A 13,394-nucleotide genomic window follows, 5' to 3' on the forward strand; every position below is an offset into this window, starting at 1 on the left:
CCAGAGGCCGGGGCCCCGGTTACATGTCGCCGTGGATCATGCTGTCATCGATCGTTGCGCCGGCATTTTCGATGAACCAGCGCGCCGCGCCCGGATGCCACATCAGCACATTGTTGCGCTCGTAGTTCTCGGGGATGGTTGAGCCGGCCGCGCGGTGGATCTTTACCATGCGCTCATTGTCCGACATCACCACATCGACAACTGCATAGACAAAGCTCTCGGGCAGGTCGCAGTTGGCAATGGTGAAGTTCCACATCGCGACGGAACGGGCCTCTTGGCCGAGCGTGGTGTATGTGTCGGCCGGTATGGTAAAGGCCGAGACCGGGAAGGCATTGATGATGGCCTCCTGCTCGTCTTCGGTGTATTCGACAATATTCACATCTGTCTGCACTTCGAGCTGGCTGACCGCGGGCACCGGCACGCCGGCGGCAAAGGCGACCACGTCAATCAGACCGTCCTGAAGCTGGCTTCCCAGATCGGACCAGCCGCCGTTGCGGCGCTCGAAGGTGGCGCCCAGTTCTTCCATCATGCGGGGGAAATAGGTGTCCGAGGTCGATCCCGCAGGGCCAAACCCGATTGTTGATCCAGCCGGGATTTCTGCCACCGAAGTGATGCCGGACGCGCTCAGCGTGGTGATGGAGAAGGGCGTCTGGTACATCGGGAACATCGCACAGGCATTGGTCATCGGCAGGCCCGGCGCGATCGGGTTCATGCCATTGATCGATTCCCATGCCGGCCCGAGCGTCGCAAGACCAAAGGCGATCTCGCCGGTATGGACCAGCGCCATGTTCTGCATCGGGCCGCCGGTAATCTCTGCACCGCCGGAAATGCCCAGTTCCTCGGCCAGGGCGCCCGCCGTGCCCGCCGCAAGGGCCAATACGCTGGCGGTCAGTTTCGTAAGTGTCATGGTGTCCTCCGTTGCAATCCCGGTCTTGCTGCTGCGCCCTGATGCAGGACAAGCCGATCCCCGAAACCATGATCGGACAGAACCCCGACAATTTCTGGAAACTGAAGTGCTTCAACCAGGAGGGCGGAGAGAACCCCTTTGCCGAACCGGCCCTGGCGGAATACCTTGGAGCGTTTCGCAACCCGGACGCAATCCACGCCTCTTGCGAGGATTACCGCGCCGCGGCGACCATCGACATTCGCCATGACGACGAAGACGGGGGGCGCAAGCTTGCCATGCCGCTTTTGGCCTGTTGGGCAAGGAAGGGTGTCATCGGGCGCTGCTTTGGCGCCGCCGCCCTTTGGACGCAGAGAGCCGAGAACGTGACCTGCCACGAGGTCGATGCCGCGCATTACACGGCCGAAGAAATCCCGGATGAAATCGCGGCAAAAATGATGGTGTTGTTGCCCGCCACAGCAAGACGAAGGAGATCGCGGAATGAACCGCACGCTTTATGACAAACTGGTCGATGCGCATAAGGTCTGCGACCTGCCCGATGACGACATGCTGATCTATGTCGATTTTCACATCATGAATGAATACACCAGCCCGCAGGCGTTTTCGGGTCTTGATCACAAGGGGCTTGGAGTCCGGCGGCCCGAGGCACATCTGGCGGTCGTCGACCACGTCAATGCCACGCGTCAACGCGACCCGCATGACGAGGCCTCCAGGATCCTGAAAGGCCGCAAAGTGGCCGAGGGCGTGAATGCGATCATCGTGCCGGGCTCGACCTATACGCGGCTGCAAGCCAAAGCAGAGGGGCTCGACCGCGTGTTCCGCGAGGCAGGGTTCGACTGGCGGCCGGAAAGCGGCTGTTCGATGTGCCTTGCGATGAATGACGATATCGCCATGGACGGCGAAAGGCTCGCTTCATCGACCAACCGCAATTTCGAAGGCCGGCAGGGGCAGGGTGCCCGCACCCATCTGATGGGCCCGGCCATGGTCGCCGCAGCCGCCATTTCCGGGCATCTTGCCGATGTCCGCAGCTTTGCTTCCGAGGAGACCTGAGATGCCCACGACCGTAACCGGCCTCGCGGCACCGCTGCCGCTGGCCGATGTCGATACCGATGTGATCATGCCCTAACGGTTCCTGATCACGATTATCCGCGAGGGGCTTGCCGATGGCATTTTCGCCGATCTGCGCTTTGACGACAGGGGCGCGGCCCGGCCCGACTTCGTGTTGAACAAGGCCCCTTGGGACAAGGCGACAATCCTGATCGTTGGCGACAATTTCGGCTGCGGGTCCAGCCGCGAACATGCGGTATGGGGAATGGGACAACTGGGCATTACATGCGCCTTCGGCACCGGGTTTGCGAGTATGTTCTATGACAATGCCCGCAAGAACGGTCTGGTCCTGCCGATCGTCACACCCCAAGCACGCGATCAGCTTTTGCAACTGGCAAGCGACCCCGGCGGCACCCGGATCACGATTGATATCGCGGCCCGGTCCATCACCGCGGGCGATCTGGTCATTCCTTTCAAGATGGATGGCGCAACGCAAACCGGGTTGATCCGGGGCGGCGATGACACGCTGGATTCGCTTGAATATGCCGACGCCATCGGTGCCTATGAGGCAAGCCTGACCGACAGGATGCGGGTCAACGTAGTCAAGTAAGGAGTGCGAAATTGGATCCGAGGCAACTGGAATGTTTCGTGGCCGTTGCGGAGGAACGTCACTTTCGCAAGGCAGGCGAGCGTCTGGGTCTCAGCCAATCGGCGCTTTCTGATCGTATCGCGGCTCTGGAACATGAACTTGGCCCGGCGCTCTTTTTTCGGACGACGCGGCAGGTCAGCCTGACCCGGGCGGGATCGGATTTCCTGAGGGATGCCAAGCGCATCCTGGCGGATGGGTCGCGCTCGGTTTCGAATGCAAAGCAGAAATCCAAAGAGGGTATGAAACTTCTGCGGATCAGCGGCGTGGATGAGGCCATTTCCATGATCCCGCCGACCGCGCTGATTGAGTTGCGCAAGGATTTCTCCGAAGCTGCATTGCCCGGCGGACATCGCGAACGAGCCGATTGTCGGCTACCCCAGACATGCGCGCCTGATCCTGCATGACATGCTCTGGAGTGGGTTTCGCGCTGCCGGTTGCCAGCCCAAAATCATATGCGAGGTGATCGACAAATCCACCCTGCTGCAATTCGTGGCGCATGGGTTGGGGATTGGCCTGGTGCCTGCTTGGGTGCAGGGAATAGCACCGGCAGGCGTCGCTTTCGTGCCCTATGAACACGGCGACAAGCGCATTGAGTTGCACATCGCATGCCGTGCCAAAGGCAATTCGCACCTCGTCAGCGCGTTCATCGAAATTGTGAAAGGGCTGTTTGAGGGTATTCGTTCGACGTGACCGCCGTGGACACTCAAGTTGGCGGAGCCCATGGGCCAAGGGTTTACGTCCTGTTTGCCATCGCGACAGGCAGGCGGCCCTTCAAACAATGGCGCAGGCGACCGATTGGGCGTGCGTCCGTGATCGCACCTGTTGGGCTTTGCCAGTAGAGCCTGACAAGAGCCAGCAGGTTGTCCAGGTCGTGCTCGGGACGCAGATCCGCAAACACATAGGCCATTTTCCCGGTGCAGCTCAGTGCAAAGGCAAGCGGTTCGCCGCAATTCAGCATGCATCGGGAGTCTTCCACCACGACGTTCCGGATGTCCGGATGGTCAGCGAGCGCCAGGCGCAACGCGTCAGCAAAGCCGGGGCCTTGCGGGTCCTGATCTCGCACATGACAGGAGCGGCAGATCTGGACGATATGGGTGGGTGTGCTCATGTCGTGATCCACGGTTGCCTGCATTGTGATCCGAGTGTGCGTGTATCGGGTGGCCTTGTCGAGCGGGTAGCGATCCGCGAATTTTCCGGGCTGCTGGGGCTGGTTCCTTGCTGTGATTTCGATGGGTGCCAGACGCGGTGCTGGCCTGTTTCGCGGCATTCTCGTGGCGCTGTCTGACATGATTCGCGCGTGTTGAAGCCCCGGCTCTCGATATTTTGGGTGGTCGATTAAATATTAGGCGAAATGGGATAGTCTGTAGGAATCTTCTCGAAATATGCAGTTAACATGCTGTAATAAGGCACAAAAATATACGATGAAATTTTAAGCGAAATTCACGCCCGATCGTGAATCCTTGTGGAAATCGCGGGTTTTCGGGTTGGTTGTGATATTTTTTCTTGTTGCATCGCAATGAGCGTGCCACGCTTGGAGCACGGATACAGCACCGACTGATCCGCAAAATAGGCGCGATAAGCGCACGGCAATGTGGCCCCCGCGATCCGTTGGATCATGGGGGTTTTTTTGTGCTCAGCACGGAGGAGCGACAATGAAGTTGCAACAATATCTAGGTGGCCTCGAAAATGTTGGCCCGGTCAGCACGGAGAAGCGGGTCTTCGTCGAAGAATGGGAAAAACAGCTTTTCGGCGTGCACATGTGCATGATGGGGACGGGCATCTGGGCCTGGCCGCATTTGCGGGTCAAAGCCGAAGGGATGAGCCCGCTCGATTATTTCAAGTATCGCTATTACATCAAATGGCTCGGCGGCATGTGTGCCTACCTGATCGAGCGCAACTATATCAACGAGTCCGAGCTCGAAGAGCGGACCAGTCACTACCTCGAAAACCCCGACGCACCGTTGCCGCAAACCGGGAACCCGGCGGTGACCGATCAGGTGGTCGAATATATGTTCACCGGCGACAACCCATATCGCGACGTTGCCATGAACCCGACCTTCAAGGTGGGCCAACAGGTTCGCGTGCTTGATCCGGCCTCGGCGGTTCATACCCGGTTGATCGGCTATCTGCGCAACAAGGTCGGCGTGGTGGAAGAAGTCTATCCAAAGGCGATCCTGTATACTGACAGCGTGCCCACCGACAGCATCAGCACGCCGCAACCGATCTATCGCGTCAAATTCATGACACGCGACATCTGGCCCGAACGGCCCGACACCGATGATGCGCTTTATAGCGAAGTCTTCGAAACCTACCTGGAAGCCGCCTGAGGTTTCTCCACCCATGCAAACGGTCGGGGTGCAACTTTGTCCCGGCCGGTCTCAACTCTGGAAATCAAGGAATAGATCATGTCTGACAAAGACGATGGCCACCACCATCACCTTCGAGAGACCGAGTCCTATTACGCCGCCCGCACCAAGGCGCTCGAATCCCTGTTTCGGGAAAAGAACCTGATCGGGCAGGATACGGTCGACCGCGTCATCAACTTCTTCGATACGGAAATGGGGCCGTTCAACGGTGCCAAGGTCGTCGCCAAGGCCTGGGTCGATCCGGCATTCAAGGCGCGCCTGCTGGCGGACTGCAACGCCGCGATTGCCGAGCTTGGCATCCGTGACGGCATCGAAGGCGAGAATCTCAAGGCCGTGGAGTCGACGAATTCGGTGCATCATATCGTGACTTGCACCCTGTGTTCCTGCTGGCCCTGGCCGTTGCTCGGGCTGCCGCCATACTGGTTCAAGGACCCGGCCTTTCGCGCCCGCATTGTGCGCGAGCCGCGCGAGGTGCTCAAGGAATTCAATGTCGAGCTCGACGCTTCGGCCAAGATCGAGATCTGGGACAGCAGCGCGCAGATCCGGTTCTTTGTCATTCCCGCCCGCCCGGAGGGAACCGATGGATGGAGCGAGGAAGAGCTCGCCGATCTCATCTCGACCGAGGCGATGCAGGGGCTGGACCTCGTGACCGTCAACTGACGAAACCATATTCAGGAGTAATTGTAAGATGAACATGAACACAATGCAGAATGGGGCGGCGACCGCGGGGGAGCAGGACGTGGGGAGCGTTTCCGAGCGTCTCGGATCGTCGATCATGCTCATTGCCCTGGGCGCCGTCTTTGTCTTTGGCGTCGGACTTGCCAATACGTCGATGGCGCATAACGCGGCGCATGACACGCGGCATGCAATTGGCTTTCCCTGCCACTGATCAAGACATGCCGGTCTGACCGCCTCGCGGGCGGTCAGATCGCAGGCCGCCGGACACCGCGGAGGGTCTGCCGCGCAACCGCGCACCACCCATAGCAATTCAACGGCGCCGCCAATGGCGCCCGGCAAGCACGGAGAATGTCATGTCCAAGATCACTTCGCTGGCGATCAGCGTCTCGCTTTGTGGGTTTGTTGCTGTCTGGTTCTTTCTGACAGTGGGAACCATCCTTATCTGGGCGGCCTTTGTCGCTTGGGCGTGTTTCTACGCTTTGGGGGGCAATGCGCCGGCGTTTCGTGACACGGTCATTTCCAATGCATTCGGCGTAGGCGTCGCCTCGACCACGGCGCTGGTCATCGTTGCCGTGCCGCTGGGAGACGTTATCGGGGGCGCGGTCTGGGCGGCGCTGGTCGTGGCGGTCAGCATCGCAATTTATATTCTGGCGGCCAATATTCCGGCGCTGGCCTCGATTCCCGGCACCACCTTTGGCTATGCGGCAACCTTTGCATTCCTGCTGCAAACCCCAGACCGCTTCTCCACGGATGCGCTGTTGTCCCTGGGTTTTGCAAGCTCCTACTTCGTTCTTCCGCTATCCATGTTCCTGGGGGCCTGTTTCGCGCTGGCTTCGGCCAAGGGCTCGGACCTGCTGGTCGGGCAAGCCGAGGTCGCGGGATAGGGCGGCCATCCGCAGCCATAGGAAACCAAGCAAGATCAACAAGGGCGATCGCAGATGAACAATCAAAACGACATCGGGACAAACTCGAGCGACCCAAAAGACAAGATCAGCGTCGGCATCGTCTTTTCCACCTCGGGTCCTTATGCAGGCATCGCCCGCGAATTGCAGAACGGGGCCTTGCTGGCCGTTGCCGAAGTAAATGCAGACCCGCAATTCGACTTTCAGCTTGATCCGGTCATCGTCGATCCCGGCGGAGATCTCGCGGCCTATCAATCGATCTGCCGCGAACTTCTCAAGCAGGGCGGGCTGAAACATGTGATCGGGTGTTATACCTCGTCCAGCCGCAAGGAAGTCACACCGGTTTTTGAAAAATATGACGGGTTGCTCTGGTACCCCTCCCATTACGAGGGGTTCGAGCATTGCAACAACATCATCTATACCGGGGCATCGCCGAACCAGCACATCGTGCCATTGATGGCGCATATGCTGGAGCATTTTGGAAACCGGGCCTATTGCATCGGGTCCGACTATATCTGGGGCTGGGAAAGCAACCGGATCATGCGCGAATGCGTGACCGAACACGGCGCCAGGGATTTTTGGGAACGCTACATGCCGGTGGGATCGGTTGATGTCGGCAGGTTCATCGACGAGATCATCCGGTACAAGCCGTCTTATGTTTTCAACTCGCTGATTGGCATCTCGAGCGAAAGCTTCATGCGCGCCATGCAAGAGGCGCGTTTGGCGCATCCTGAACTGAGCTGCGACATCATGCCTGTATGCAGTCATACGTTGTCCGAACCGGAATTGACCCGGCTAGCGCCAGATGCCGCCGCGGGCCACATCGCCTCCAGCGTCTATTTTCAATCCACCCCGGGCGAGCAGAACGCCCGTTTCATTCGCGGATACAAGCGGCGCTACGGTGCGCAAGGCGTCACCTCGGCGGACTCAGAGGCGGCCTACAACACTTGCCATCTTCTCGCACGTGCGCTGCAAAAGGCTGGCACGCAAGAGTTGGATGCCGTCAAATCGGCGCTCTATGAGATCGAATTCGACGCACCGCAGGGCCGGGTCTGGATCGATCGGGGCAACAACCATTGCTATTTGACCCCGGCGCTCGCGGTATCGAATCCGTCGGGTCAATTCGAAATCTTCCACACTTATGATGCCCCGCTGCGGCCGGATCCATATCTGGTGGATGTTGATTTCGACACGTTTGCGGCCAGACGTCCGGCTGACGAAAGGGTGGCGTTGTGAAACGTCGCGCTCTGCCAAACTTTCGCGGCTTGAGGGCGTTGATCGTTCATCCGCCCGGCGACAATTCGGCCGTCCTGCTGGCACAGCTGGGGCGATTGGGGGTCAAGGCGGAATGTCGCTGGCCGGCGGACAATGTCTCTCCGGGTGATCACGGGGTTGTCTTTTTTGACGCGGACCGGGGTTATGACCAACAATTCTCCTGGGTGCCCGGCGAGGCACCGGTTCCGCTGATTGCACTCATGGGCAGCGAGGCACCGGGCAGGATCGAGTGGACGTTGGGGCAGTTGCCCTCGGCTTACCTGGTCAAGCCTCTGCAACCAAACGGTATCTTCTCGGCACTTGCCATCGCGTTCCATGATTTCGAGCTGCGGAGCCGGTTGCAACGCAGGGTCGCAGACCTGACCGCACGGATCCGGGCGAGACCTTCGGTCGTGACCGCCATCACGCTGGTGCAGGATTGCATGAACATCGACAGCAAGGGCGCCTATGACCTGCTGCGCTCGGAGGCAATGCGACTGCAAGTGTCGATCGAGTTCCTCTGTGAACAGATCGAAAACTCGGGTTCCCTAACGCCGCTCAAGACATTGGCAGAGCAGAGGGACACCTCAATCCCAACAAGCAACGGACCGAACGAGCAGGGTCCGGCAATGAGTTCCGGAGGACGATGAAATGGATTGGATGAAAGATTCCTGGATGACGACCAAGGGAGTCGCGCGAGGTGTCGCCGGAGAGACCCACAGGCTGACTGAAGACGTGCAGGGCACCTATCACTATGTCTATGGCCCTTTTGCCAAGCCGGTGCTGCACATCAAGCCGGGCGACATCGTGGTGGCCGACACCCATGATGCCTTTGAAGGGCAGTTGGACTCGACCTCGGCCAGCCCGTCGGAGCGGCTGAATGTGCCCTTTCTCAATCCTCAATGTGGTCCGATCCATGTCGAGGGCGCAGAGAAGGGCGATGTTATTGCCGTGCGCATCCACTCGATCAAGCCGCGCGGCCCTCAGCCGGTGGGAACGGCGGCGCTGATCCCGGAATTTGGCGGACTCGTCGGAACCGCGAATACCGCGATGCTGAATGATCCGCTGCCGGAAAAGGTGATGAAGATGAATGTCACCGAGGAGGGCATTCAGTTCAACGATCGGATCACATTGCCCTACGAGCCCTTCATCGGCACGCTTGGTGTCAGCCCGGAAATCGAGGCGGTATCTTCGCTGCAACCTGACTATTGGGGGGCCAACATGGACGTGCCCGACGTCGCGCCCGGCGCGATCGTCTATTTCCCGGTGCTGGCCAAGGGCGGTTATGTTTACCTGGGTGATTGCCATGCCGCGCAGGGCGATGGCGAGCTATGTGGGACCGCTGTCGAAATGCCGGCGACGGTGACGCTGCAGATCGATCTTATCAAGCAAAGTCCGATCGCGTGGCCACGGCTCGAGAATGAGACCTTCATCATGACTCTTGGCTCTGCGCGCCCGTTGGAAGATGCCGCCCGCATTGCCTATCGCGAGCTGATCCACTGGATGATGAAGGATTACGGCTGGGACGTGTACGAGGCGTATTTCTTTCTTACCCAGGCCGGCCGGCTTCGCGTCGGCAACATTGTCGATCCAAAATACACGGTGGGTGCCTCGGTCCTGAAGAGCTACCTGGTTTAACCCCCGCGGACCCCGGAAGGAGGAAGTCACATGAACATGATTGTTTCGGCACTGGCCCTTGGGGTCGCTGCAGGGAGCGGTGCCGGCTATGTGCTGGCCAGCGGGCAGGGGAACCCATCGCGGCCGCATCAACACGATGCGCCGCATCATGCGCATGTCCACGCCCATCACGAAACCATCGAACTGCCCGCCGGGCAGGCTCCTACGATCGTGCTTTCGGTCCTGCGCGACCCCGGCCAGGGGTGGAATCTGCATGTCCAAACCACAAACTTTGCCTTTGCACCCGCCGCAAGCGGCGCGGCCCACGTCGTGGGTGAAGGGCACGGGCATATCTATGTGAATGGTCAAAAGCTCGGGCGGCTTTATGGCAACTGGTTTCATCTGGCCGAGCTTCCCGCCGGCCAGGTTCAGATCAGGGTGGGGCTGTTTTCGAACGACCACAAGAGCCTGGCGGTCGATGGCCGGGCGGTCGCCGACAGCATCACCCTGAACACGTCCAGAGATCGGTCCGGATGAAGGACGCAAAATGGGGCGCACGTGCTGGCGTTCAGCCCCTGACAATACCTGACGCAAGGAGTTATGAAAATGACCACAGAAACAGTCGCCGGAATGGAAGAGCGCTTTGTGAAAGGCCTGGAAGGCAGCAAGGCCGCGCCCCCCAAGCGGTGTGATCGTCTCCAGTTCGACGAACCCTGGCAAAGCAGGGCCTTTGGTATCGTGCTGGCTTTCTCGGAAGAGAAGGTCATCGACTACGAGGACTTTCGGAAGAACCTGATCAACGCGATCGGAGATTGGGAAAACTCTCATGATCTGAATGACGAATCCTGGGTTTACTACGAACAATGGCTTGCCGCGCTCGAGAACCTGGCCATCCAGAAAGGCATGGTGACCAAGGACGAGATCGACCAGCGGACGGATGAAATCACCAGCGGCAAACGGGAATATTCATTCTTCGCCAATTATAGCTGAAGCGCATTTGCTCGGCGCCCATGCCCGCGATCCGGGCCTACCAGGGAAAGGAACATGAAATGGTCAAGAAACTTGTCGGTATTGCACTGCTTGTCGGCCTTCTGAGCGGGATTGGTGCGACGGTCTTTCAGATGGTCTATGTGGTGCCGCTCATACTGGAGGCAGAAACATTCGAGGTCGCCGATGCGGCGGACGGGGCGGCTGTCGCGGGGCACCACGATCACGATCACAGCCACGGGCACGCGCATGGTGACCACGGAGAATGGGCCCCGGATGACGGCGCCGAGCGAACAGCGGCTACAGTCGCGGCAAACCTGTTCGCGGGGATCGGTTTTGCGATGCTTCTGGTTGCGGCAATGCATCTGCGGGGTGGGGCGGTGAATGCCCGGTCTGGTCTGATCTGGGGCGGCGCCGGTTTCATGGCCTTCAGCCTCGCACCCTTCTTTGGGTTGCCTCCCGAACTGCCTGGCATGAACGCGGCTGCGCTGGAGAGCCGCCAGTTGTGGTGGGTCGCGACGGTCGTGCTGACCGCGGGGGGACTCTGGGTGCTCACAAGCCCGGCGAAGGCACTGACAACGCCGCTAAAGCTGGCCTTTGGCCTCTTGCTCATCGTGGCACCACATGCGTTTGGCGCGCCACAACTCGCCGATGACGCACATGCAATCTCGGCCATTCCGGCGCATCTGTCGGCCGAATTCTCCGTCGCTGCGCTGACCCACGGCCTGATCCTCTGGTTGTTGATCGGCCTTGGCGCGGGCTGGCTGTACAACCGGCATGTCAACCACGGGCAAGCTGGCCTGTCCTGAGCAGGGGCTTCGCCTCGCAGGCGCGTATTGATGAAGCGACCGGACGGCTGGTCCGGTCGTTTCACGCATTGAGACGGCCCGCAAAATCAATCAAGAGGGCGGCGTCAACCCCGTCAGGCCGTCGGGCGTGGTGCCCAATCCGGTCACGATGCGATAGGGCGGGCGGCCCCGTTCCGGCCCTTTCAGACCCGGTACGGCTTTGGGTACGCGGCCGGTTGTCTGGGACACTGCATTTTGCCGCAGGTTGGGCAGATAGACTTCTCAGACGCCCGGCGACGACAACCGGCTTTTCGGCGAAGACCGGTGCTCGTGTCCAAGCGGACCCTGAATCCCCTTTCCACATCTCTACGGCAAAGCCAGCGAGGGGCGGCGTCGAAACGGTTCCCCCATGGCATCGCCTGCACGCCATTGGGTAGACCGTGAAACGATCTGGCCCCACGCAAGCACCGTTCACCGCCTGCCCATATGCGCGCCGCCTTGCCCTGTTGCCGGTCTTTGACCTTCTCGGGAACAGTGCAGAGTCGGGCTTGCTCGGGATGCCGGTGACCGTGCTCTATTGCTATGGGGTGTTTTCGCTGAACTGCCTTCTGGGGCTCGCCTATTTCGTGACCCGCCGCTTGGCTTGGGTTGAAATGGAAAGCCGCCGCACAGAGGAGGGGTGGCAATGACAACCGCCTTCACCCTTCTGGGCATCGGCCTGTACCTGGCGCTGATGTTCTACATTGCATACCGGGCCTAACAAACGAACAAACAGGACGACCCAGAGGATTGGTTCCTGATGGGGCGCGGCGCGAACACGGTGATGCTTGTCGGCACGATGTTCGCCAGGTGGTTTTCAACATTCGCGTTCCTTGGCGGGCCCGGATTTTACCATAAGACAGGTGTGAACTGGTTGCTCTTTCCCTATTCCGCCATCCAGATTACCGGCATCGCGCTAGCGCTGAATTCCATCTCGGGCGGGTTGATCACCTTTTACCTGGGAGTTCTGCTGATCGCTCTCTGCGTCGGTGTCTATTCCTTTGTCGGGGGGAGCCGTGCCGTGGTCCGGACCGATGTGATCCAGGGTTTCATATTTGCGCTCCTGATGATTGGAGCGATGCTGCTGGTCATTGGTTGCCCCGGGGGTTGGTCGGAAGGCTGGCTTGCGGCGACCACCGCCAAACCGGAACTTTTCGCCTTTGACGGCGGGGCAGGGAAATACATCACCCTGATGACCCTCTGGACATTTGGCTGGGTAAATGCCAACCCTCTTTCGCGTTGCAGCCTCATTGCGCCGGGAGAGCAACTCCACATATCTTCCTATCCTCCGGTCTGGCCGACCCGCCCATCAGAGGACGCCCTGAACTATGACAATCGCGCGGCAAACCACATCCGTGCCGCGGGTCATTGCTTTGAGGCCAAGTGCTTTGGCATCGTTGTCGCTTCGCCTTTTGACAGGCGTGCCACCGAAGCCGTGGCGGGCGGTGTCGCCGAACTCGGGGCGCTTTTGGATGGGTGCAGCCGTGCCCCAAGTTTCTTTGTGGATCCAAGCGGGCAGCAAATTGGGGAAACCACCGAAGACAAAGGGTTGATTTTTGCCGAAATAGACCTGTCCCGGTGTATCGAGGCAAAGCGGTTTCACGACGTTGCCGCAGGGTATAACCGGTTCGGTGTTTTTGACCTCGGGGTCAGGCGCATCCGTGACGTGCCGGCCCATCCCGTGACCAACCCGCTTGACCTGCCCTTTGATGCCGATGAGATGCTCGCCGGTCTCAGGCCCTGGATCGAAACCGAAAGCCCGACATTTGATGCGGCTGCCGTCAATCGGATGATGGATCTGGCGCAGCATGAACTGGCGGTCCTTGGCGCCCGGGTCGAGCGGATTCCCGGGAGGGCGGGGATCGGCGACAGCGTGCGGGCAACCCTGCCCCACCCGGATGCGGGGCAGGGGGGGTTCTCGGTTTGCCCACGCTCGATTCCATCGGCGTCAGGGGGAAGGCGTTGCACACGCTGAATGAACATATCGAAATCGACAGCCTGGTAGAACGCGGCCGTCTCGCTGCCGCGCTGTTCTGCCGCCTGACGGCCTGACAGCCCGCCCGGCCGTGACCGCCCGATTGTCAGGGGCCGGTTTCCGGCGTCCAAAACGGGCGCGCAAGAGCGCATGCCGCACCGTCCCAGTCATATGGTACCCTTGCGAGA

Annotated in this window: 19 protein-coding genes and 2 pseudogenes; 18 read left to right on the forward strand and 3 right to left on the reverse strand. The window is 59.9% G+C overall.

Annotated features, from left to right (window positions below):
* Positions 1–19 precede the first annotated feature (19 nt).
* Complete coding sequence (locus ACP15R_RS22885) at positions 20–907, reverse strand: TAXI family TRAP transporter solute-binding subunit (protein WP_424988317.1); 888 nt, start codon at positions 905–907, stop codon at positions 20–22.
* 11 nt (positions 908–918) lie between these two features.
* Between ACP15R_RS22885 and ACP15R_RS22890 the strand changes: the two genes are divergently transcribed.
* From ACP15R_RS22890 to ACP15R_RS22915, 6 genes and pseudogenes are all read left to right on the forward strand, one after another.
* Positions 919–1,404: an alpha/beta fold hydrolase gene (locus tag ACP15R_RS22890; RefSeq protein WP_424988318.1), complete on the forward strand. Its 486-nt coding sequence runs from the start codon at positions 919–921 to the stop codon at positions 1,402–1,404.
* Positions 1,385–1,579, forward strand: a pseudogene (locus ACP15R_RS22895) (aconitase family protein); the annotation flags it as partial. The gene ACP15R_RS22890 and the pseudogene ACP15R_RS22895, both read left to right, overlap by 20 nt.
* Positions 1,580–1,609: 30 nt before the next feature.
* Positions 1,610–1,954: pseudogene (locus ACP15R_RS22900) on the forward strand (aconitase family protein); the annotation flags it as partial.
* Positions 1,955–2,084: 130 nt separating this feature from the next.
* The gene (locus tag ACP15R_RS22905) at positions 2,085–2,561 is read left to right on the forward strand and encodes a 3-isopropylmalate dehydratase small subunit (protein WP_424988358.1); all 477 of its coding nucleotides are present in this window, start codon (positions 2,085–2,087) and stop codon (positions 2,559–2,561) included.
* Positions 2,562–2,572: 11 nt separating this feature from the next.
* A complete protein-coding gene (locus tag ACP15R_RS22910; protein ID WP_424988319.1) occupies positions 2,573–3,004 on the forward strand; it encodes a LysR family transcriptional regulator in 432 nt (143 codons plus the stop codon).
* Positions 2,904–3,290: a LysR family substrate-binding domain-containing protein gene (locus ACP15R_RS22915; RefSeq protein WP_424988320.1), complete on the forward strand. Its 387-nt coding sequence runs from the start codon at positions 2,904–2,906 to the stop codon at positions 3,288–3,290. The genes ACP15R_RS22910 and ACP15R_RS22915 overlap by 101 nt, the downstream gene beginning before the upstream one ends.
* A gap of 43 nt (positions 3,291–3,333) precedes the next feature.
* Here ACP15R_RS22915 and ACP15R_RS22920 read toward each other — a convergent pair whose 3' ends face one another.
* The gene (locus ACP15R_RS22920) at positions 3,334–3,708 is read right to left on the reverse strand and encodes a DUF1636 family protein (RefSeq protein WP_424988321.1); all 375 of its coding nucleotides are present in this window, start codon (positions 3,706–3,708) and stop codon (positions 3,334–3,336) included.
* A gap of 544 nt (positions 3,709–4,252) precedes the next feature.
* On the opposite strand from ACP15R_RS22920, the gene nthB reads away from it, so the two are divergent.
* The 10 genes from nthB (at position 4,253) to ACP15R_RS22970 (ending at position 11,213) form a co-directional block, all read left to right on the forward strand.
* Positions 4,253–4,927 carry a nitrile hydratase subunit beta gene (gene nthB, locus ACP15R_RS22925; protein ID WP_424988322.1) on the forward strand — a complete coding sequence of 225 codons (675 nt, stop codon included), beginning with the start codon at positions 4,253–4,255 and terminating at the stop codon, positions 4,925–4,927.
* Positions 4,928–5,005: 78 nt separating this feature from the next.
* Entirely contained in the window at positions 5,006–5,626 is a 621-nt protein-coding gene (nthA, locus tag ACP15R_RS22930) for a nitrile hydratase subunit alpha (protein WP_424988323.1), read from the forward strand.
* A 28-nt stretch (positions 5,627–5,654) separates the two neighbouring features.
* Positions 5,655–5,855 carry a CbtB domain-containing protein gene (locus ACP15R_RS22935; RefSeq protein WP_424988324.1) on the forward strand — a complete coding sequence of 67 codons (201 nt, stop codon included), beginning with the start codon at positions 5,655–5,657 and terminating at the stop codon, positions 5,853–5,855.
* A 142-nt stretch (positions 5,856–5,997) separates the two neighbouring features.
* Positions 5,998–6,528, forward strand: coding sequence for a DUF1097 domain-containing protein (locus ACP15R_RS22940; RefSeq protein WP_424988325.1), 531 nt, complete (start codon positions 5,998–6,000; stop codon positions 6,526–6,528).
* Between the two features lie 54 nt (positions 6,529–6,582).
* The gene (locus ACP15R_RS22945) at positions 6,583–7,782 is read left to right on the forward strand and encodes a transporter substrate-binding domain-containing protein (RefSeq protein ID WP_424988326.1); all 1,200 of its coding nucleotides are present in this window, start codon (positions 6,583–6,585) and stop codon (positions 7,780–7,782) included.
* Positions 7,779–8,450, forward strand: a complete 672-nt coding sequence (locus ACP15R_RS22950) for an ANTAR domain-containing response regulator (protein WP_424988327.1) — start codon at positions 7,779–7,781, stop codon at positions 8,448–8,450. The genes ACP15R_RS22945 and ACP15R_RS22950 overlap by 4 nt, the downstream gene beginning before the upstream one ends.
* A 25-nt stretch (positions 8,451–8,475) precedes the next feature.
* A complete protein-coding gene (locus ACP15R_RS22955; RefSeq protein WP_424988328.1) occupies positions 8,476–9,438 on the forward strand; it encodes an acetamidase/formamidase family protein in 963 nt (320 codons plus the stop codon).
* 30 nt (positions 9,439–9,468) lie between these two features.
* A complete protein-coding gene (locus ACP15R_RS22960) occupies positions 9,469–9,954 on the forward strand; it encodes a hypothetical protein (protein ID WP_424988329.1) in 486 nt (161 codons plus the stop codon).
* Positions 9,955–10,023: 69 nt separating this feature from the next.
* The gene (locus ACP15R_RS22965) at positions 10,024–10,407 is read left to right on the forward strand and encodes a nitrile hydratase accessory protein (RefSeq protein WP_424988330.1); all 384 of its coding nucleotides are present in this window, start codon (positions 10,024–10,026) and stop codon (positions 10,405–10,407) included.
* A 59-nt stretch (positions 10,408–10,466) separates the two neighbouring features.
* Positions 10,467–11,213, forward strand: a complete 747-nt coding sequence (locus tag ACP15R_RS22970) for a CbtA family protein (RefSeq protein ID WP_424988331.1) — start codon at positions 10,467–10,469, stop codon at positions 11,211–11,213.
* Between the two features lie 90 nt (positions 11,214–11,303).
* On the opposite strand, the gene ACP15R_RS22975 is transcribed toward ACP15R_RS22970, so the two are convergent.
* Entirely contained in the window at positions 11,304–11,441 is a 138-nt protein-coding gene (locus ACP15R_RS22975) for a hypothetical protein (RefSeq protein WP_424988332.1), read from the reverse strand.
* Positions 11,442–11,632: 191 nt separating this feature from the next.
* Here ACP15R_RS22975 and ACP15R_RS22980 point away from each other — a divergent pair, with 191 nt between their 5' ends.
* Together ACP15R_RS22980 and ACP15R_RS22985 are read left to right on the forward strand one after the other, a co-directional pair.
* Positions 11,633–11,881, forward strand: a complete 249-nt coding sequence (locus tag ACP15R_RS22980; protein ID WP_424988333.1) for a hypothetical protein — start codon at positions 11,633–11,635, stop codon at positions 11,879–11,881.
* A gap of 110 nt (positions 11,882–11,991) precedes the next feature.
* Positions 11,992–13,206 carry a hypothetical protein gene (locus ACP15R_RS22985; RefSeq protein ID WP_424988334.1) on the forward strand — a complete coding sequence of 405 codons (1,215 nt, stop codon included), beginning with the start codon at positions 11,992–11,994 and terminating at the stop codon, positions 13,204–13,206.
* Positions 13,207–13,394: the final 188 nt, after the last annotated feature.

It is taken from the genome of Microbulbifer sp. S227A (assembly GCF_049800935.1).

Excerpts from the sequence above, each read along its gene's own strand:
- ACP15R_RS22885 (WP_424988317.1), bottom strand. The coding sequence starts at position 907 with ATGACACTTACGAAACTGACCGCCAGCGTATTGGCCCTTGCGGCGGGC.
- ACP15R_RS22920 (WP_424988321.1), bottom strand. The coding sequence starts at position 3,708 with ATGAGCACACCCACCCATATCGTCCAGATCTGCCGCTCCTGTCATGTG.
- nthB (WP_424988322.1), top strand. The coding sequence starts at position 4,253 with ATGAAGTTGCAACAATATCTAGGTGGCCTCGAAAATGTTGGCCCGGTC.
- nthA (WP_424988323.1), top strand. The coding sequence starts at position 5,006 with ATGTCTGACAAAGACGATGGCCACCACCATCACCTTCGAGAGACCGAG.
- ACP15R_RS22935 (WP_424988324.1), top strand. The coding sequence starts at position 5,655 with ATGAACATGAACACAATGCAGAATGGGGCGGCGACCGCGGGGGAGCAG.
- ACP15R_RS22940 (WP_424988325.1), top strand. The coding sequence starts at position 5,998 with ATGTCCAAGATCACTTCGCTGGCGATCAGCGTCTCGCTTTGTGGGTTT.
- ACP15R_RS22945 (WP_424988326.1), top strand. The coding sequence starts at position 6,583 with ATGAACAATCAAAACGACATCGGGACAAACTCGAGCGACCCAAAAGAC.
- ACP15R_RS22955 (WP_424988328.1), top strand. The coding sequence starts at position 8,476 with ATGACGACCAAGGGAGTCGCGCGAGGTGTCGCCGGAGAGACCCACAGG.
- ACP15R_RS22960 (WP_424988329.1), top strand. The coding sequence starts at position 9,469 with ATGAACATGATTGTTTCGGCACTGGCCCTTGGGGTCGCTGCAGGGAGC.
- ACP15R_RS22965 (WP_424988330.1), top strand. The coding sequence starts at position 10,024 with ATGACCACAGAAACAGTCGCCGGAATGGAAGAGCGCTTTGTGAAAGGC.
- ACP15R_RS22970 (WP_424988331.1), top strand. The coding sequence starts at position 10,467 with ATGGTCAAGAAACTTGTCGGTATTGCACTGCTTGTCGGCCTTCTGAGC.
- ACP15R_RS22985 (WP_424988334.1), top strand. The coding sequence starts at position 11,992 with ATGGGGCGCGGCGCGAACACGGTGATGCTTGTCGGCACGATGTTCGCC.